This is a genomic window from Phenylobacterium sp., assembly GCF_046463815.1.
Classification (GTDB): Bacteria; Pseudomonadota; Alphaproteobacteria; order Caulobacterales; family Caulobacteraceae; genus Phenylobacterium.
The window spans coordinates 26,334-42,484 of the sequence record NZ_JBKBRO010000003.1; the positions used below are offsets into that span (position 1 = coordinate 26,334).

The 16,151-nt window shown below is 68.3% G+C and carries 20 protein-coding genes and 1 tRNA gene; 7 read left to right on the forward strand and 14 right to left on the reverse strand.

Features of this window, described 5'->3' with window-relative positions:
• Positions 1-74: 74 nt before the first annotated feature.
• From dprA to ACK4TT_RS02285, 4 genes are read right to left on the reverse strand one after another with little or no spacing between them, the layout of a single operon-like run.
• Entirely contained in the window at positions 75-1,169 is a 1,095-nt protein-coding gene (gene dprA, locus ACK4TT_RS02270) for a DNA-processing protein DprA (RefSeq protein WP_409641062.1), read from the reverse strand.
• A 10-nt stretch (positions 1,170-1,179) separates the two neighbouring features.
• Positions 1,180-1,815 carry a glycerol-3-phosphate 1-O-acyltransferase PlsY gene (gene plsY / locus ACK4TT_RS02275; protein WP_409641059.1) on the reverse strand — a complete coding sequence of 212 codons (636 nt, stop codon included), beginning with the start codon at positions 1,813-1,815 and terminating at the stop codon, positions 1,180-1,182.
• 52 nt (positions 1,816-1,867) lie between these two features.
• Positions 1,868-2,407 (reverse strand): hypothetical protein, encoded by a 540-nt coding sequence (locus ACK4TT_RS02280; RefSeq protein ID WP_409641056.1) that lies wholly within the window; start codon positions 2,405-2,407, stop codon positions 1,868-1,870.
• Entirely contained in the window at positions 2,404-2,976 is a 573-nt protein-coding gene (locus tag ACK4TT_RS02285) for a hypothetical protein (protein ID WP_410212288.1), read from the reverse strand. The genes ACK4TT_RS02280 and ACK4TT_RS02285 overlap by 4 nt, the downstream gene beginning before the upstream one ends.
• A 277-nt stretch (positions 2,977-3,253) precedes the next feature.
• On the opposite strand from ACK4TT_RS02285, the gene ACK4TT_RS02290 reads away from it, so the two are divergent.
• On the forward strand, positions 3,254-3,526 hold the full coding sequence (locus ACK4TT_RS02290; protein WP_409641050.1) for a cupin domain-containing protein: 273 nt from the start codon (positions 3,254-3,256) through the stop codon (positions 3,524-3,526).
• Here the strand turns inward: ACK4TT_RS02290 and ACK4TT_RS02295 are convergent.
• From ACK4TT_RS02295 to ruvX, 5 genes are all read right to left on the reverse strand, one after another.
• Entirely contained in the window at positions 3,523-4,095 is a 573-nt protein-coding gene (locus ACK4TT_RS02295) for a hypothetical protein (RefSeq protein ID WP_409641047.1), read from the reverse strand. The genes ACK4TT_RS02290 and ACK4TT_RS02295 overlap by 4 nt on opposite strands.
• Complete coding sequence (locus ACK4TT_RS02300; RefSeq protein WP_409641044.1) at positions 4,049-4,714, reverse strand: hypothetical protein; 666 nt, start codon at positions 4,712-4,714, stop codon at positions 4,049-4,051. Before ACK4TT_RS02300 ends, ACK4TT_RS02295 begins: the two co-directional genes overlap by 47 nt.
• 80 nt (positions 4,715-4,794) lie before the next feature.
• A complete protein-coding gene (gene pyrC, locus ACK4TT_RS02305) occupies positions 4,795-6,090 on the reverse strand; it encodes a dihydroorotase (RefSeq protein WP_409641042.1) in 1,296 nt (431 codons plus the stop codon).
• Complete coding sequence (locus ACK4TT_RS02310; RefSeq protein WP_409641039.1) at positions 6,087-7,067, reverse strand: aspartate carbamoyltransferase catalytic subunit; 981 nt, start codon at positions 7,065-7,067, stop codon at positions 6,087-6,089. Before ACK4TT_RS02310 ends, pyrC begins: the two co-directional genes overlap by 4 nt.
• A 44-nt stretch (positions 7,068-7,111) precedes the next feature.
• On the reverse strand, positions 7,112-7,582 hold the full coding sequence (ruvX, locus tag ACK4TT_RS02315) for a Holliday junction resolvase RuvX (RefSeq protein ID WP_409641036.1): 471 nt from the start codon (positions 7,580-7,582) through the stop codon (positions 7,112-7,114).
• Positions 7,583-7,654: 72 nt separating this feature from the next.
• Here ruvX and gatC point away from each other — a divergent pair, with 72 nt between their 5' ends.
• Together gatC and gatA are read left to right on the forward strand one after the other, a co-directional pair.
• Positions 7,655-7,942: an Asp-tRNA(Asn)/Glu-tRNA(Gln) amidotransferase subunit GatC gene (gene gatC / locus ACK4TT_RS02320; protein WP_409641033.1), complete on the forward strand. Its 288-nt coding sequence runs from the start codon at positions 7,655-7,657 to the stop codon at positions 7,940-7,942.
• Positions 7,942-9,414, forward strand: coding sequence for an Asp-tRNA(Asn)/Glu-tRNA(Gln) amidotransferase subunit GatA (gene gatA, locus ACK4TT_RS02325; RefSeq protein WP_409641030.1), 1,473 nt, complete (start codon positions 7,942-7,944; stop codon positions 9,412-9,414). Before gatC ends, gatA begins: the two co-directional genes overlap by 1 nt.
• Before the next feature lie 135 nt (positions 9,415-9,549).
• Here the strand turns inward: gatA and ACK4TT_RS02330 are convergent, their stop codons facing one another.
• Positions 9,550-9,864, reverse strand: coding sequence for a hypothetical protein (locus ACK4TT_RS02330; RefSeq protein WP_409641028.1), 315 nt, complete (start codon positions 9,862-9,864; stop codon positions 9,550-9,552).
• A gap of 132 nt (positions 9,865-9,996) precedes the next feature.
• Between ACK4TT_RS02330 and gatB the strand changes: the two genes are divergently transcribed.
• Positions 9,997-11,496 (forward strand): Asp-tRNA(Asn)/Glu-tRNA(Gln) amidotransferase subunit GatB, encoded by a 1,500-nt coding sequence (gene gatB, locus ACK4TT_RS02335; protein ID WP_409641025.1) that lies wholly within the window; start codon positions 9,997-9,999, stop codon positions 11,494-11,496.
• A gap of 140 nt (positions 11,497-11,636) precedes the next feature.
• Here the strand turns inward: gatB and ACK4TT_RS02340 are convergent, their stop codons facing one another.
• Positions 11,637-12,020 (reverse strand): RcnB family protein, encoded by a 384-nt coding sequence (locus tag ACK4TT_RS02340; protein ID WP_410212289.1) that lies wholly within the window; start codon positions 12,018-12,020, stop codon positions 11,637-11,639.
• Between the two features lie 199 nt (positions 12,021-12,219).
• Here ACK4TT_RS02340 and ACK4TT_RS02345 point away from each other — a divergent pair, with 199 nt between their 5' ends.
• The 3 genes from ACK4TT_RS02345 (at position 12,220) to ACK4TT_RS02355 (ending at position 13,632) form a co-directional block, all read left to right on the forward strand.
• The gene (locus tag ACK4TT_RS02345) at positions 12,220-12,948 is read left to right on the forward strand and encodes a glutathione S-transferase family protein (RefSeq protein ID WP_409641019.1); all 729 of its coding nucleotides are present in this window, start codon (positions 12,220-12,222) and stop codon (positions 12,946-12,948) included.
• Positions 12,949-13,158: 210 nt separating this feature from the next.
• A complete protein-coding gene (locus ACK4TT_RS02350; RefSeq protein WP_410212290.1) occupies positions 13,159-13,431 on the forward strand; it encodes a sel1 repeat family protein in 273 nt (90 codons plus the stop codon).
• 111 nt (positions 13,432-13,542) lie between these two features.
• A tRNA-Ser gene (locus ACK4TT_RS02355) sits at positions 13,543-13,632 on the forward strand.
• A 101-nt stretch (positions 13,633-13,733) separates the two neighbouring features.
• Here the strand turns inward: ACK4TT_RS02355 and ACK4TT_RS02360 are convergent.
• From ACK4TT_RS02360 to ACK4TT_RS02370, 3 genes are all read right to left on the reverse strand, one after another.
• Complete coding sequence (locus ACK4TT_RS02360; RefSeq protein WP_410212291.1) at positions 13,734-14,849, reverse strand: tyrosine-type recombinase/integrase; 1,116 nt, start codon at positions 14,847-14,849, stop codon at positions 13,734-13,736.
• 27 nt (positions 14,850-14,876) lie between these two features.
• A complete protein-coding gene (locus ACK4TT_RS02365) occupies positions 14,877-15,299 on the reverse strand; it encodes a hypothetical protein (RefSeq protein WP_410212292.1) in 423 nt (140 codons plus the stop codon).
• A 401-nt stretch (positions 15,300-15,700) separates the two neighbouring features.
• On the reverse strand, positions 15,701-16,111 hold the full coding sequence (locus ACK4TT_RS02370) for a hypothetical protein (RefSeq protein ID WP_410212293.1): 411 nt from the start codon (positions 16,109-16,111) through the stop codon (positions 15,701-15,703).
• Between the last annotated feature and the right edge of the window lie 40 nt (positions 16,112-16,151).

Genomic DNA, 16,151 nt, shown 5'->3' on the forward strand with positions numbered 1-16,151 from the left:
GCGGAAGGTGGGGGCGGCCTCTAGCCCCTGTCAACGGCCCGCGAAAGCGACTTTCGGCGAGCCCCTAAAGGGGCTCACGCCTGACTGATCATTCCGCCGGGCAGCAGTTCGGCCCGGCCGGCCAGCGCCAGTTCGACCAGGGCGGCGAAGACGGCGGGAGCCGGCGCGCCCGTGGCCCGCACCAGTTCGTCGCGCGAGACGGGGGTCGGAGAGAGGAGTTCCGCCACCCGCTTCCTGAGCTTGTCGTCCGGTTCCGGTTCCGGCGCGGGCTGGAAGGCGGGCGGCTCGGGCGCCTCGAAGCCGCGCAGGCCCTCCAGGGCGCGCAGCACGTCGTCGACACCCTCGCACAGGGCGGCTCCCTGGCGGATCAGGTCGTTGGTCCCCCGGGCGCGGGGATCGAGCGGCGAACCCGGGACGGCCAGCACCTCGCGGCCCTGCTCAGCGGCCAGGCGGGCAGTGATCAGCGAGCCCGACCGGAGCTCGGCCTCCACCACCACCACGGCGCGGGACAGGCCGGCGATGATCCGGTTGCGGCGGGGGAAGTCGCGGGCGACGGCCGCGCGGCCGGGCTCGCTTTCCGAGACCACGCAGCCCTCGGCCGCGATGCGGTCGTAGAGATCCCGGTGCTCGGGCGGATAGACGTCGTCGATCCCGCCGCCCAGGACGGCGGCCGTGCCGGTCGGCAGGGCGCCCTCGTGCGCCGCGCCGTCGATGCCCCGCGCCATCCCCGAGACGACCACGTGGCCGGTCCGACCCAGGTCGGCGGCCAGGCCCCGCGCGAAGCGCTGCCCGCCCGCGGAGGCCACCCGCGCGCCGACCACCGCGACGCAGGTACGGTCCAGCAGGGCGGGGTTCCCGCGCGTCCAGATCAGCGGCGGGGGCGGGTCGAGGGCGGCCAGCGCCCGAGGGAAGTCCGGTTCGCACGCGGCGATCAGGCGCGCGCCCAGGGCCGCGCCGGCGGCGAACTCACGCTCGGCTTCCGCTTCGCTCGCGATCCTCAGCCCGCTCATCCGCCCGCCGCGCCGGGCGAGGTCGGGCAGGGCGGCCAGCGCCAGCGCCGGCTCGCCGAAGCGGCCGATCAACTGGGCGAAGGTGACCGGCCCGACGTTCTCGGTGCGGGCCAGCCGCAGCCAGTCGCGCCGCTGGGCGTCGGTGAGCGTGCGGATCAAGCCCAATCCTTCATTCGGCGGTCTTCTTGCCCCCGCCGATGCGCGGCTCCTCGCCCTTCAGCAGGCGGCGGATATTGGCCGCGTGGCGGACGTAGATCAGCACGGCCATGAAGAGGGCCATGACGGCGATGGGCTCGGGCCGGCCGACCAGCAGGGCGTAGACGGGGGCCAGGGCCGCCGCCACCAGGGCCGCCAGCGACGACATCCGGAACAGGAAGGCCACGACCAGCCAGGTCGCCCCGGCTAGCACGCCCACCGGCCAGGCCGCCGCCAGCAGGGCGCCGAAGAACGTCGCCACGCCCTTGCCGCCCTTGAAGCCCAGCCACACCGGGAACAGGTGGCCCAGGAAGGCGCAGGTGCCGGCCACGGCGGTCAGCAGGGCCTGCTGTCCCGTCCCGGCGTTCCTGGCGATCAGGTAGGCGACGAGCACCGCCACGGCGCCCTTGCCGCCGTCGCCCAGCAGGGTGATCAGGGCCAGGTCCTTGCGGCCTGTGCGCAGGACGTTGGTCGCCCCGATGTTGCCCGAGCCGATGGACCGCAGGTCGCCCGCGCCGCCCAGCCTGGCGGCGATGACCCCGAACGGGATCGATCCCAGAAGGTACCCGCCGAGGGCCACGGCCCCCAGCAGCATCATGATGTCCGACATGGCGCGCTCCCCCGCATTGCGACTCCAGTCCTAGCCGCGCGCCGCGCGTGCGTCATGCTCCGATGAGGTCCGTCTTCGAGCCCTTCACTTTCACGCCGCAGGCCTCGAGACGCTCCAGCATGACGGAGATCGGCGTCCGGTACACGAAAGGTCCCGCGCTCAATTGGTGATATCCCCCATAGGGAGAATACGCGCGGTTTTCCGGCCGGCCGAGCTCGGTCTCCAAGGCGAGGCTCGTCTTGAAGACTCCCCGCGGCGCTTCCCGGTAGGCGGCCCGTATGCTGTCCAACCTGACAGTCCGGCCGGTCAGCACGTCGTGCAGAACGCCCTCCTGGACATAAAGGCCCACGCCGTCGTTGGCGATGGCCTTGCGCGCCATGTTCAGGGCTGCGAGCCACATCCAGCCGAAAAAGATCAGCGCCGCCAGGGCCGTGAAGAGAGCGCCCGGTTCCGGATGCGGATTCGAGGTCCAAATAGGCTCCAGAATGACTGCGCCGCCGCCGACGGCGATCAGCGTCGTGAAGATGGCCATCGCCACGATGTTGGCGCGGGACAGCTCGCCAATCACGATCGCGCCGGGAGGCGTTGTCATCGGCGCTGACCCAGGGCTCTCATCAAGTAGAACGGATCGGTCGCCCGCATCGCCCGGTCTCGCCAATAGGGATCATCCCTGACGTGATCCTTGAGTCCCCGCCAACCGTTCGCCAGGCGGTCGAAGACGGGGGAGGAAAGGGCCGAGACGCCGAGTTCGGCGGCTCCGGCCGCCGGAAGCGACCGACCCTTGGTGAGAAGCCCGACCACCGCTTCGGCGGCCCAGGGGCCGTAATTTCGAATGGCCGCCTCATCGACCGGAATCCCCGCCTTGCGATCCGCGTCATAGCCGGCTGCCCCGACGATCGGAGCCGTCACATTTCCTATTACACCCGTCACCTTGCGAGCCGCATTGGCCGCGCGGGCCTCTCCCAGATCGTGCGTGATGGCAGGAACGGCGCCCGCCACGGAATTGACCTTGTCGGCGGTGTCCAGCGTTTCTGCACGCCTCCGCGCGACGCAGGCCTCCTGGGTCTCGTTGTAGGCCCGCTGCCTGCGGCACATCCTGTCGTAAGCCTCGCCGTCCGGGTCCGGGACCGTCTGCGGTTGGGTTCTCGAACTTCCAGCCATGCTTCTCCCCCGCCTCAGGATCGCCGCACGCGATCCGCCGCCAAATTGCAATCTTAGCGGCATCCGGCCGGATAATCAAGAACAAAAAGAGAACAGGCGCGCTGAGGCCGCCGCCGGTCGACCGGCCCTTGCGCTCGCCCCCGCCGCACCCAAGCTGTGAAGCTCAACCTAAAGGAGCCGCCATGGACGCCAAGGCCTACGACATCCAGACGGAGGTCATGTTCGAACAGGGCCGGCACATCGACGTGGCGGCGCTGGCGGCGGCGACCCAGCCCTGGTGGAACCGCACGCTGACCCAGGTGAACGGGTCCGTGGTGCGCCGGGCGTGCTGGACGGCGACTTCCACTGGCACAAACACGAGAACGAGGACGAGTTCTTCTACGTGGTCGAGGGCCGGCTCGACATCGACCTGGAGGACGGCCGCACGGTGGTGCTGGAGCCGGGGCAGGGGCTGACCGTGCCCAAGGGCGTCATGCACTTCCCCCACGCCCGGGGCCGCACCGTCGTGCTGATGGTCGAGACCGCGAGCGTCGTGCCGACGGGGAACTAGCCGCTTTGCGGCGTCGGGCCAGTATCCCACTCATGTACAATCGGGCCGACTTGCAGCCCGCGGCGTTTGAGCTCCTCCTTCAGGGCGATCGCCATGGCTTCGGCCGTTTCCCGATAGAAGAGAGCTGCGAACGAAAACTCCTGGCCCTGCCGCGTGACGATCGCGAAGCTCGCGGCGATCCCGACGAAGATCTGGTCGGGGTCCACCGTGATGCGCGAGATGTCTTCGAGCGGGACGCCTTTAGACGTCCTCGGAGGGTTAAGCAGAACGCCCCCGTCGATGTAGAGCGCCGCGCCCCGCCGGAAGAGCAGCGCGAAAATCCGGTGGCCGAAGAATCCAATAACGCCGCCCAGGGGGATCAGGACCGGCAGGAAGTAAAGGACGCCGAGTTGCCGCCCCTCATAGCGAGGGTGATAGTAGCCTCGCACCAGCGCCATCCAGAGCAGCAGCGCGACGAGGGCTATGGAGCTCAGAAGGATCAGCCAAGTGGTCACCGGAGCCACCCGGCCGATCACGACGCGCTCACCAACGGCCATGCGGGTCCGCTCCCAGTCGGCCGCGACCGACATGGGGCGCCGGCTCATTCATCGCGGCGACGCCGCGAAGCGTCGTCCCGCCGACGTCGCGGGCGGTCGATTTCAGGCCGCTCCAGCCAGCCGCGAGGTCCTTCGCGATGTTTTCGCCATCCCAACCGCCAACATACTCGCCTACACCTGCCGCAGCGGGAACAATCGCCGGATTCCTTCGAGCAAAGGGTAGGGCGGCCGCGCCAAAACTGACGGCGCCCAGCTTTCCGAGTGTCTGACCGAGCACGAACCCCCCACCATTGCGAATAAGCGCCTCGTCCTTGGGGACGCCGCGTTGGCGATCCGCACGATAGCCCGCTGTCGCCGCCGTCAGCGAGAGGGCCGGGCCAAGCTTGCCCCCGAATTTTCTGATTGCCTCCGCCGCCTTCAGATCGTCGTCGGCGCCCGACAGGACGGCGAACATCGCGGAGCCCAACTCCGCAGCCTTCTGGACCTTTCCTGTCGTTTCTGCCGTCTCCTTGATCTTCCTCGCGGTTGAGCGGCGGCACAGTTCCGCCTCCCGAGCATCGTTGAAGGCTCGCTGCCCAAGGCACATCTCATCGTAAAGGTCGCCGTCCGGATCAGGAACCGTCCGCGCTTCACCCCGAGGCATTCCAGCCATCTTCACCCCCTGAGCCAAGCACGCAGACTAGCAGCGCTGCTCTCCAAGGGCAAGAACAAAAAGAGAACAAGGCGGTGGGACTAACCCCCAAACACCGTCCGCCCGTCCACCACCGTGCGCAGCACCTTGCCCTGCAGGCGCCGGCCGTCGAAGGGCGAGTTCTTGGACTTGGACGTCAGCTTGTCGGCGTCGATCACCACCGGGGCGTTCGGGTCCACGAGCACGAGGTCGGCCGGTGCGCCCTTGGCGATCCGGCCACTGGGCAAGCCCAAGAGTTCGGCCGGCGCGCTGGTGACGGTGCGGATCAGGTCCATCAGCGGGATGCGGCCCTCGTGGTGGAAGGCGAGCAGGGCCGACAGCAGGGTCTCCAGTCCCACGGCGCCGGGCGCGGCCTCGTCGTAGGGCAGGCGCTTGTCCTCGGCGGGCGCCGGCGCGTGGGCCGAGACGATCACCTTGATGAGCCCGGAGGCCACGGCGTCGATCACCGCCTGGCGGTCGTCCTCGCTCCGCAGGGGCGGGTCCAGCTTGCAGAAGGTGCGGTAGTCGCCGATGTCGATCTCGTTGAACGACAGGTGGTTGATCGAGGTGGTGGCCGTGGCGTTCACCCCCCGCTTCACCGCCCGCTCGAAGCTCTCCAGCGCCGCGCCGGTGGTGAGCTGGTCGACGATCAGCTTCGCGCCCGTGACTTCGGCCAGGGCGAGGTCGCGCTCCAGCATGATCTTCTCGGCGATGGCCGGGACGCTGGGCAGGCCCATGCGGGCGGCGAACTCCCCCGAGGTGGCGGCCGCGCCCGGCGACAGCCAGGGATCGGCCGGGCGGTGGGCCACCGGGGTGTCGAAGGCCTTGGCGTAGGCCAGCACCCGCTGGAAGACCTTGGAGTTGACGATCGGCCGGTCGGCGTCGGTCACGTACAGGCAGCCGGCCTCGTGCATCAGGCCGATCTCGGCCATCCGCTCGCCCTGGGCGCCCTTGGTCGCGGCGCCCGCCGGATAGACGTTGACCAGCTCGATGTCCCGGGCCCGGCGCAGGATGAAGTCCACCACCGAGGGCTCGTCCACGACCGGATGGGTGTCCGGCTGGACGACGATGGTGGTGACCCCGCCCGCCGCGGCGGCCCGGCCGGCGGACTTCAGCGTCTCCTTGGTCTCGGCGCCCGGCTCGCCGGTCTTGACCCGGATGTCGATCAGGCCGGGCAGCAAGAGCTTGCCTGCGCCGTCCACCACCTCGACGTCCTTGGACAGGGCGCCCAGGTCCTGGCCCTTGGCCATGTCGGCGATCACGCCCTCGGTGACGACCACGGCGCCCGGGCCGTCATAGCCGGACGCGGGGTCCAGCAGGCGGACGTTCGTGAAGGCGATGGGGCGGCCGGCGGTCATCGGTCGTTGTCCAGGCGCGCGGCCAGCGAGGTCAGCACGGCCATGCGGGCGGCCACGCCCATCTCGACCTGGTCCTGGATCAGGCTGACCGACAGGTCGTCGGCCACCTCGGAGTCGATCTCGACGCCGCGGTTCATGGGACCGGGATGCATGACGCGCACGTGCGGGGCGGCGTGGGCCAGCTTCTCGCGATCCAGGCCGTAAAAGCGGAAATACTCCCGCTGCGAGGGGGCCATGACGCCGTCCATGCGCTCGAGTTGCAGGCGCAGCATCATCACCACGTCGCAGCCGGCGATGCCCCTGCGCATGTCGTGGAACACCTCGACGTTCCAGCGGTCGGCGGCGGGCGGGATCAGGGTCGGCGGCCCCACGAGGCGCACGTGGGCGCCCAGCATCTGCAGCAGGGCGATGTTGGAGCGGGCGACCCGGCTGTGCAGCACGTCGCCGCAGATCGCCACCTTCAGCCCCGCGATCCTGCCGAACGCCCGGCGCATGGAGAGCGCGTCCAGCAGGGCCTGGGTCGGGTGCTCGTGCTGGCCGTCGCCGGCGTTGATCACCGAGCAGCCCACCTTCTGGGAGAGCAGGGAGGCCGCGCCCGACGACGAATGACGGATCACCAGCAGGTCCGGCTGCATGGCGTTCAGCGTCACCGCCGTGTCGATCAGGGTCTCGCCCTTGGAGATCGAGGAGGAGCGGGGGCTCATGTTGACCACGTCGGCGCCCAGCCGCTTGCCGGCCAGCTCGAACGAGCTCTGGGTCCGGGTGGAGTTCTCGAAGAACAGGTTCATCAGCGTCCGACCCTTCAGCAGGTCGAGCTTCTTCGAGGTCTGGCGGTTCAGGCTGACGAAGCCGTCGGCGAGGTCGAGCAGGTTGCTCACCTCGACCTCATTCAGGTCCGTCGCGGAAAGGAAATGGCGCTTGGGGAAGGAGAAGGTCCGCTGCAGGACCTCGTTCAGGCCGGTGGGTGCGCCGCTCATCAAAGCGGCGTCATAGGCCGCGCCGGGCCGGAAGCCAAGCGGCGTCAGAGGTTTCGGAGCCGGTCCAGGGCGCCCTGGAGGATCCAGGCGGCGGCCATCTTGTCGACCACCTCGGCGCGGCGGGCGCGGGTCATGTCGGCCTCGTTCACCAGCATCCGGTTCACGGCCATGGTCGACATCCGCTCATCCCAGAAGACGATCGGCAGGTCGGGCTTGAGGCGCAGCAGGTTGCGGGCGAAGGCGCGGTTGGATTGGCAGCGCGTCCCCTCGGTCCCGTCCATGTTCACCGGCAGGCCGATGACGATCCCCGAGGCCCGCCGGCTATCCATCAGCCTGAAGAGGGCGTTCGCGTCGTCGGTGAACTTGCTCTTGCGGATCAGCTCCAGCGGGCTCGCCACCATGCGCGTGGCGTCCGAGACGGCCACGCCGATGGTCTTCTCGCCCAGGTCCAGGCCCACCAGGGGCGTGTTCGGCGGCGCGGCTTTGGGCAATTCGAGGAGATCGATGACGGCCATCGGCCCCTCTTAGCTTGCAAAATGCTGCGCCGCACGGCTAACCCACGCGCTCGTACTCAAGGAGGGATGGTCATGGCCATCGACGCCGCGACCGTGCGCAAGGTCGCGAGGCTCGCGCGGATCGCCGAGCCGGAAGACAGGTTGGAGCCGCTTGCGAAGGAGCTCTCGGGCATCCTGAACTGGATCGAGCAGCTGGCCGAGGTGGACACCGACGGCGTGGAGCCCATGACCACGTCGGTGGAAACGACCCTTCCGATGCGCGAGGACGTGGTCACCGACGGCGGCGATCCCGCCAAGGTGCTCGCCAACGCGCCCAAGTCCGCCAAGAACTTCTTCGTCGTGCCCAAGGTGGTCGAGTAATGGCCGAGCTGACCTCGCTGACGCTCAAGGCCGCGCTGGACGGCCTCTCGTCGAAGTCCTTCTCCTCGGTCGAACTGACCCGCGCCCACATCGAGGCCGTCGAGGCCGCCCGCGCGCTGAACGCCTTCGTCGTGGAGACGCCGGACCGCGCGCTCGACATGGCCAAGGCCTCGGACGAGCGTCGGGCGCGCGGCGAGGCCGGCCGCCTGGATGGCGCGCCGCTGGGCATCAAGGACCTCTTCTGCACCGAGGGCGTGGAGTCCACGGCGGCTTCCAAGATCCTCAAGGGCTTCAAGCCGACCTACGAGAGCACCGTCACCGCCAACCTGTGGCGCGACGGGGCGGTCATGCTGGGCAAGCTCAACATGGACGAGTTCGCCATGGGCTCGTCCAACGAGACCTCGGCCTGGGGGCCGGTGGTCAACCCCTGGCGGGCGGAAGGCGGCAACGCCAAACTGACCCCCGGCGGCTCGTCGGGCGGATCGGCCGCTGCGGTCGCCGCCGAGCTCTGCCTGGGCGCCACGGCCACCGATACCGGGGGGTCCATCCGCCAGCCGGCGGCCTTCACGGGCACCGTGGGCATCAAGCCGACCTACGGCCGCTGCTCGCGCTGGGGCGTCGTCGCCTTCGCCTCGTCCCTGGACCAGGCCGGTCCGATGGCCCGCACGGTCGAGGACGCGGCGATCCTGCTGCACTCCATGGCCGGCCACGACCCGAAGGACTCCACCAGCCTGCCGGTCGAGACGCCGGATTTCGCGTCCTTCTGCGGCAAGTCGGTCAAGGGCCTGCGCGTCGGCATCCCGAAGGAGTACCGCGTCGACGGCATGCCGCCCGAGATCGAGAAGCTGTGGGAGCAGGGGATCGCCTGGCTTAAGGAGGCCGGCTGCGAGATCGTCGAGGTCAGCCTGCCGCACACCAGGTACGCGCTGCCGGCCTACTACATCATCGCGCCGGCCGAGGCGTCCTCTAACCTCGCCCGCTACGACGGCATGCGCTACGGCCTGCGCGCCGAGGGCGGCAACCTCACCGAGACCTACGAGAACACCCGCGCCGAGGGCTTCGGCGCCGAGGTGAAGCGCCGCATCCTGATCGGCACCTATGTCCTGTCGGCCGGCTACTACGACGCCTACTACCTGAAGGCGCTGAAAGTCCGCCGGCGCATCGCCGACGACTTCGACCAGGCCTGGGAGAAGGTGGACGCCCTTTTGACCCCGACCGCGCCGTCGGCCGCCTTCGCCCTGGGGCAGAAGTCGGACGATCCGGTGGCCATGTATCTGAACGACATCTTCACCGTGACGGTGAACCTGGCCGGCTTGCCGGGGATGAGCGTTCCGGCGGGCGTCGACGCCAATGGCCTGCCGCTGGGCCTCCAGCTCATCGGCCGCAATCTCGACGAGGGCACGCTGTTCTCGCTGGGCTCGGCCATCGAGAAGGCCGCCGACTTCAAGGCCAAGCCCAGCAAGTGGTGGTGAACTGAGCTTTCCCTCCCCCTTGTGGGGAGGGCGACTCGCCGGGAGGCGAGCGGGGTGGGGCGCCGTGCAGCCACCCCACCCGTCTCCGGCTTCGCCGGATCCACCCTCCCCATCGAGGGGAGGGAGAAGACGCCCCTATTTGATCTTGTCGAACTCGGCCTGGATTTCCTTGAGCTTTGCGTCATCCAGCGCGCCCTGGCTCATCGGCGCCACCTGGGCCAGCGTCATGCCGCTGATCTGGTCGTAGAACTGGGCGATGGCCGGGATGGCCTTCTCGAGCGCGGCCTTGGCCTGCTCGTTCTTGATGATGTCGCCGATGGGGGTGTTCTCCACCGACAGGCCGCCGGTCGTGGCGGTCGCCTGGGCCGCGGCATGGGCCGAATGGTCTTGGGCGAGCGCGGGGCCCGCGATCAGGGCCGCGGCGACGGCGGCGAGAGCGATGGTCTTCATGGGTCTTCCTTCCCCCGGGGTATGTGAACGCCGTTAGGCTGCGCCGCAGCTTGAGTCCAATTCGTGGCCTTTGCGCAAGAGGCTGTGTGAGCGGCCTTCACCTTCCGGCCGCGCGGCGCTAGGGAAGCGGCCATGAGCGAAGTCGCAAACGCCAAGCTGATCCAGGGCCGCACCGGCCCGTGGGAAATCGTCCTCGGCCTCGAGGTCCACGCCCAGGTGGCCTCTCACGCCAAGCTGTTCTCCGGTGCGGCAGTGGGATTCGGCGCGGGGCCGAACGAGCAGGTCAGCCTGGTGGACGCGGCCATGCCCGGCATGCTGCCGGTCATCAACCGTCACTGCGTGGAGCAGGCGATCCGCACGGGCCTGGGCCTGAAGGCTCAGATCAACCTGAAGAGCCGCTTCGACCGGAAGAACTACTTCTATCCGGACCTGCCGCAGGGCTATCAGATCAGCCAGTACGAGCACCCGATCGTGGGCGAGGGCGAGGTCATCGTCGAGCGCGACGACGGCTCCACCTTCACCGTCCGGATCGAGCGGCTGCACCTGGAGCAGGACGCCGGCAAGAGCCTGCACGACCAGGATCCGAACTTCACCTATGTCGACCTGAACCGCGCCGGCACGGCCCTGATGGAGATCGTGTCGCGGCCCGACATGCGCTCGTCGGACGAGGCGGCGGCCTATGTGAAGAAGCTGCGGACCATCCTGATCTACCTTGGCTCGTGCGACGGCGACATGGAGAAGGGCAATCTGCGGGCCGACGTGAACGTCTCGGTCTGCCGGCCCGGCGCCTACGAGAAGTACCGCCAGACCGGCGACTTCAGCCACCTGGGCACGCGCTGCGAGATCAAGAACGTCAACTCGTTCCGCTTCATGCAGCAGGCGATCGAGTACGAGGCGCGCCGGCAGATCGAGATCCTGGAAGACGGCGGCAAGATCGACCAGGAGACCCGCCTGTTCGACCCCACGAAGGGCGAGACGCGGTCCATGCGCTCGAAGGAAGAGGCGCATGACTACCGCTACTTCCCCGATCCCGACCTGCTGCCGCTGGAGTTGGACCCGGCCTGGGTGAAGAAGATCGAGGCCGAGCTGCCCGAGCTGCCCGACGCCAAGAAGGCCCGCTTCCAGGCGCAGTACGGCCTGTCGGCCTACGACGCCGGCGTGCTGATCTCGGATCGGGCCAAGGCCGACTTCTACGAAGCCGCGGCCAGGGGGCGCGACGCCAAGCTGGTGGCCAACTGGGTGACCAACGACCTGGCGGCCAGGCTTTCGGCCACCGCCCAGGACTTCGCGGAATCGCCCATCGGCCCCGCCGCCGTCGCCGAGCTCGTCCAGCTCATCGAGGAGGGCGCGATCTCGTCCAAGATCGCCAAGGACGTGTTCGAGCGCATGTGGGCGGGCGAGGGCGGCGCGCGCGAGATCGTTGAGCTGCATGGCCTGACCCAGGTGTCCGACACCGGCGCGCTGGAGAAGATCGTCGACGATCTGATCGCCGCCAATCCCGGCCAGGCCGCCGCCGTGAAGGACAAGCCCCAGGCCATCGGCTGGTTCGTGGGGCAGGTGATGAAGGCGACCGGCGGCAAGGCCAACCCGGGCGCCGTCAACCAGCTCCTGAAGGCGAAGCTGGGCCTCTGACGCCTCCGATCTTCTCCCGCTCGCGGGAGAGGGAAGGCGGTGCGCACGGCGCCTGATTCAGGGCCTGCGGTTCGCCCTTCCCACTATTCGCTCTTCGGTTTCGCCTCGGCGAACGGTCCCCCCGTGAATGGGAAGGGAACCTAGTCTGGGATGATGTCGAAGACCCGGCCGTTGCGGTCCATCAGGACGAAGGCGTCGCCCATCCGCCGCCAGGCGTAGCCCTCGGGCGGCGGCCTCAGCCGGTAGCGCGGATAGTCCTCGACCGGGGCGCCCCGGTATTGCGGCGGCAGGTAGCCGCCCGGCCGCACGGTCCGGGGCGGTAGGGGCGGCGGCGGGCTGCCGTAGTCCGGGCGCTCCCAGCGCCGGCCCTCCGGGCCGCGACCATGGCCCTGGGCGCCCTTCCAGCTTCCGCCGCCGTGGCCCCTGCCCCTGGGGCCATTGTCTTTGGCGAACGCGGCGTCGACGGCGAACGGCGCGCCGGCCGTCGCCGCCAGCGCGGCGAGCGTCAGGAGCAGGCGTCTCATCGCTGCAGACTTTCCAAAGTTGGCGTCCTCGAGGCTCCTTTGTCTCCGCAAACGCCTGAACTGGGTCTGAACGCAAGTTCGTTCGTGGCGGAGAGCCGGCTTACGCTGGGGAACATCTCTGCGGCGGCTTGCCACAGGCGTGCGGGCCGCCATCTTAGGCGGCGAGGGCTCTCCGGAAGAACGAGACGAAAGGAACGCCATGGCTCAGCCGATCGAGGTCCACTACTGGCCCACGCCCAACGGGCACAAGGTGACCATCGCGCTGGAGGAGATGGGGCTGCCCTATGAGATCGTGCCGGTGAACATCGGCCGTGGCGACCAGTTCAAGCCCGAGTTCCTGGCGATCAGCCCGAACAACCGCATGCCGGCCATCGTCGATCCGGACGGCCCCGGCGGCCAGCCCATCTCGGTCTTCGAATCCGGCGCCATTCTCCAGTATCTCGGCCGCAAGACCGGCCAGTTCTACGGCGCGGACGAGCGCGGCCGCGTCGCCGTCGAGGAATGGCTGATGTGGCAGATGGCCAACTTCGGCCCCAACAGCGGCCAGGCCAACCACTTCCGCAACTACGCGCCCGCCGTCACCAGGGACCAGCGCCATCTGGCCTATGGCGCCAACCGCTATTCCAACGAGGTCCACCGCCTCTACGGCGTGCTGGAGAAGCGCCTGGCCGGCCGTGACTACCTGGCCGGCGACTATTCCATCGCCGACATGGCGACCGCGCCCTGGGCCTCCGCCTGGCCGGTCCTCGGCATCCACCTGGACGAGTTTCCGAACGTGAAGGCCTGGCACGAGCGGGTGCTGGCCCGCGATGCGGTGAAGCGGGCGCTGGCCAGGGGCGACCACCTGCGCCGCGGCCCCGGCCTGCAGGCCTCGGGCAAGGAGGCCGAGGAGGCCCGCCGCGTGCTGTTCGGCCAGCGGGCGCGGTAGTCCAGTTACCCAGAATGGTGAACCTCGGCGGGCCGCCGCCGAGGGAACCCGCCAGTCGAGACGCCGAATTCTGTGGTCTTGTCTTGAGATGAAGCGCCGACAACAGCCCGTTTAACCATCCGTTCAGCTTAAGCTTGGTTTCCTGTGCTTCGCAGAGCCGGGGAAGGGTCCCGAGAACCGGGTCCTCCGGCCGCGACAGGGAAGCGAAACATGCTGGCGAGCATGGAGATGAAGAGCGAAGGCCTGCCGCTCCCGAAGCCGGACGCGACGGGCGACGAGCTGTTCCGCCTGGGACTGCTCTACTCCACCGGACAGGGCGGCGCGCCGCTGGACTATGTCTCGGCCCACATGCTGTTCAACCTGGCCGCCATGCGCGGCTCGGTCGAGGCCAAGGTCTACCGCAAGGAACTGGCCGACGAGATGGCGTCCGACGAGGTCGCCGAGGCCCAGCGCCAGGCGCGCCAGTGGCTGGCCCAGGGTTGAGCCAGGGCTGAGCCCGAAAGCGTGTTTTGCCCTGCCGGACCGTCTAGGCAGATCGGCCCGGGTCCGCTAATAACGCCCCTCCTTGCGGGGCGGTCTTCCGCCCGGCGAGCTGGTGACGTGGCCGAGTGGCTGAAGGCAACGGTTTGCTAAATCGTCATACGTGAAAGCGTATCGAGGGTTCGAATCCCTCCGTCACCGCCATCCCCCCTCTGTTTTCATTACACTTTTTGGCACCTTGGGGTGCCAATCTGGCACGATTGGCTGGGCTAAGATTGTCACCCTCGATGGCGCAGTATCTGCGCTTATGCAGACACCACCTTAAGATGGGAACCTGCGGACGCCCGGTTGAGGATGCCCGCCCCCTCCAGCAGCTCGCCCGAGTTCACCTTGGTGTAGCGGTCCATGGTGATCTTCACGTCCGCATGGCCAGCCCAGATGCTGACCTTGTGGAGCGGGAAGCCGCCACGCAGCAGGCGCGTCAGGCAGGTGTGGCGCAGCGTGTGCAGCTTCACATCGTCGATGTTCAGCTTCGGGTTCTGCGCCTTCACGTCCTCGCGGATCGTGTTCCACATGTACCAGACGTTGGCTGGCTTCATGTCGAACAGGCGGTCGTTAACCGCCGTGATCCGCAGGTACGGCAGGCTCTCCACGATGGCTGCGGTGAGGGGGACCGTGCGGCCCTTCCCGGTCTTCGTCGCCCATCCGGGTATCTCGATCACGGGCTCGCCCTGGTGGGCAGTGATCCACCCCGTGGTTGCCTGCAGCGGCTCGCTGAGGCGGCACCCGGTGTCCAGCAGGAACCGGATCAGGTGCTTGAAGCGGAGCCACTGCCGGGACGGCTCGGCCTTCACGCGCTTCTCGATGGCGGCGAACACCGCCACCTCCTCGGCCTCGTCGAGGATGCGCTCTTGGATGTTGTCCACCTCGGTCTGCGGCATCTTCGGGCGGACGGGGATCAGGCCCTCCTCCTCGGCGAAGGTGAGTGCCCGACCGACCGCATCCATCTTCCGCTTCACGGTCGCAGGGGCGTAGCCCCGAGCGAACAGGTCCCGTTGAAGCTGACGGAGGTGCTGGTAGGTCACCTCCGTGATCGGCATGGACCCGATCAGCCCCGAGAGGATCTTGATGTTGGAAGCGATGGTCCTCTGGGACTTGGCGCGGCGGGGCGACCAGGGGCCTTGGCCCTTGCAGCACAGATCGAACAGCTGTGCCATCGTCGTGCCCTTCGCTTCGGCCGAGCCGGGACGTGGGGGTTGCTCGTCCGGTGCGGGCGGCACGTCGATGCCGTTGACGATCTCGCGGGCTCGCTTCTGGGCTTCCCGCTTGTCCTTGCACCCGGTGGAAACTCGGCGGCGTCTGCCTTTGTCGTCGAGGTAGTCGACGACCCAGACGCCGGAGGGCTTCCGGCGTAGCTGCATCTGGTTCTCCCTTAGGTCAGCCGCTGGTTAGTCGGCGAGCGCGCGAGTGATCTCGTTCGCGACGTGGCGACCCCGCGCAGTCAGCTTCAGGTACTTCTTGCGGCGGTCGTCTTCATCGACCTCCTGTTCCAGCCACCCGAGCGCGTCGGGCTGCTGCTTGGAGGGTGCGAAGAACATCTGGATGGTCTTCTCGATGCTCTGGCCCAGGCCTTCGCCCGCCGTCTCACGCACCTGAGAGAGGGTCACGGACTGACCCTTCGCGTTGGCGTAGACGATGATGCAGAACGCCAGCACTTGGCGCGTAGAGCAGCGTGCGGGCACCGCTTCAGCGATGATCTGCATCACCGCCGCCAAGTGCTCGAAGGCGTCTGCGGAAGTCGAGAGAAGCTTGTCGGAGCCCCCCTGGTCGGTCGAGGCTTGAGCTTCCGCTTGGCCCTTGGTGAGTACCATTGTCCCGTACACCCTTGGTCGTACTCGTAGTCGTCAGTTGCAAGGCCACCTCACTGATGGCCTCAGGCGAGATGATGTCCATCCTCCCCCCGTTGGCAGGTTAATGTCGAAGTCAGGTGAGAGCCGCTAAGGCAGTCGCCCTGATTTCCTGCCAGACGTTCGGAGGATGATCGCCAGGATCAGCAGCGCCGATAGCGCCGCCGCTACCCAGACGAAAGTCTTCCAGAACAAGCCCACTACTGTGAGCCCTAGGGCGGCAAGAGCCGCCACCAAGATCGCCCCCATTCTGGGCGGCGGCGTGGAAGTAGCCATAGTCACTCTCGTTTGATGCACTAGCCCAGAAGCCTCGTCAAGACAGCCTCTGGGCTTATCCCGAAACCTGACTCCCTCGTCAGCATTGGTCAAGCTTCCACCCTTGCGTCTCGTTGTTCTACACGCTTGAGTGGGGCATCCCACAACTTGACGATGCGCCACTCCTCAGTGTCGGGGTCCCAGAACGAGGCCTCCCCGAAGACGCGAACGTGCCCGGTCTTGAGCTGGACCGTCGTGAAGACGAACTCCACGTCCGCCGGGGCGCTCGCCTGCCAGCTCCCCGAGGGCAGCATGCAGACCGAGCCCGGCCCGTTGCGGTTCGCCTGGATGAAGGCGGCGGCGAAGTCCGCCGTGTAGAAGTCGTTCAGCTCGTAGGCGTAGTCCCGAGCCCGAGCGAGGAGCGTCGGCGCGTCGGCCCCGACCACGTCGAGGTCCACCAGCACGTTGAAGAAGTGCTGCTCGGGGTCGTGGTGCGTGAAGCGGAAGATGGCGAGGGTCATGGCGTAGCGGTCGGGTTGAGGGCGATCCAGAGGGCCGCCG

Bases quoted from the DNA above. Each gene is read 5' to 3' on its own strand.
- pyrC (WP_409641042.1), bottom strand. From the start codon at position 6,090: ATGACCGCCGGCCGCCCCATCGCCTTCACGAACGTCCGCCTGCTGGAC.
- gatC (WP_409641033.1), top strand. From the start codon at position 7,655: ATGGCCATCGACGCCGCGACCGTGCGCAAGGTCGCGAGGCTCGCGCGG.
- gatA (WP_409641030.1), top strand. From the start codon at position 7,942: ATGGCCGAGCTGACCTCGCTGACGCTCAAGGCCGCGCTGGACGGCCTC.
- gatB (WP_409641025.1), top strand. From the start codon at position 9,997: ATGAGCGAAGTCGCAAACGCCAAGCTGATCCAGGGCCGCACCGGCCCG.
- ACK4TT_RS02280 (WP_409641056.1), bottom strand. From the start codon at position 2,407: ATGACAACGCCTCCCGGCGCGATCGTGATTGGCGAGCTGTCCCGCGCC.
- ACK4TT_RS02300 (WP_409641044.1), bottom strand. From the start codon at position 4,714: ATGGCTGGAATGCCTCGGGGTGAAGCGCGGACGGTTCCTGATCCGGAC.
- ACK4TT_RS02350 (WP_410212290.1), top strand. From the start codon at position 13,159: ATGCTGGCGAGCATGGAGATGAAGAGCGAAGGCCTGCCGCTCCCGAAG.
- ACK4TT_RS02330 (WP_409641028.1), bottom strand. From the start codon at position 9,864: ATGAAGACCATCGCTCTCGCCGCCGTCGCCGCGGCCCTGATCGCGGGC.
- ACK4TT_RS02310 (WP_409641039.1), bottom strand. From the start codon at position 7,067: ATGAGCGGCGCACCCACCGGCCTGAACGAGGTCCTGCAGCGGACCTTC.
- ACK4TT_RS02295 (WP_409641047.1), bottom strand. From the start codon at position 4,095: ATGTCGGTCGCGGCCGACTGGGAGCGGACCCGCATGGCCGTTGGTGAG.
- ACK4TT_RS02370 (WP_410212293.1), bottom strand. From the start codon at position 16,111: ATGACCCTCGCCATCTTCCGCTTCACGCACCACGACCCCGAGCAGCAC.
- ACK4TT_RS02365 (WP_410212292.1), bottom strand. From the start codon at position 15,299: ATGGTACTCACCAAGGGCCAAGCGGAAGCTCAAGCCTCGACCGACCAG.
- ACK4TT_RS02345 (WP_409641019.1), top strand. From the start codon at position 12,220: ATGGCTCAGCCGATCGAGGTCCACTACTGGCCCACGCCCAACGGGCAC.
- plsY (WP_409641059.1), bottom strand. From the start codon at position 1,815: ATGTCGGACATCATGATGCTGCTGGGGGCCGTGGCCCTCGGCGGGTAC.
- ACK4TT_RS02360 (WP_410212291.1), bottom strand. From the start codon at position 14,849: ATGCAGCTACGCCGGAAGCCCTCCGGCGTCTGGGTCGTCGACTACCTC.
- ACK4TT_RS02285 (WP_410212288.1), bottom strand. From the start codon at position 2,976: ATGGCTGGAAGTTCGAGAACCCAACCGCAGACGGTCCCGGACCCGGAC.
- ACK4TT_RS02340 (WP_410212289.1), bottom strand. From the start codon at position 12,020: ATGAGACGCCTGCTCCTGACGCTCGCCGCGCTGGCGGCGACGGCCGGC.
- ruvX (WP_409641036.1), bottom strand. From the start codon at position 7,582: ATGGCCGTCATCGATCTCCTCGAATTGCCCAAAGCCGCGCCGCCGAAC.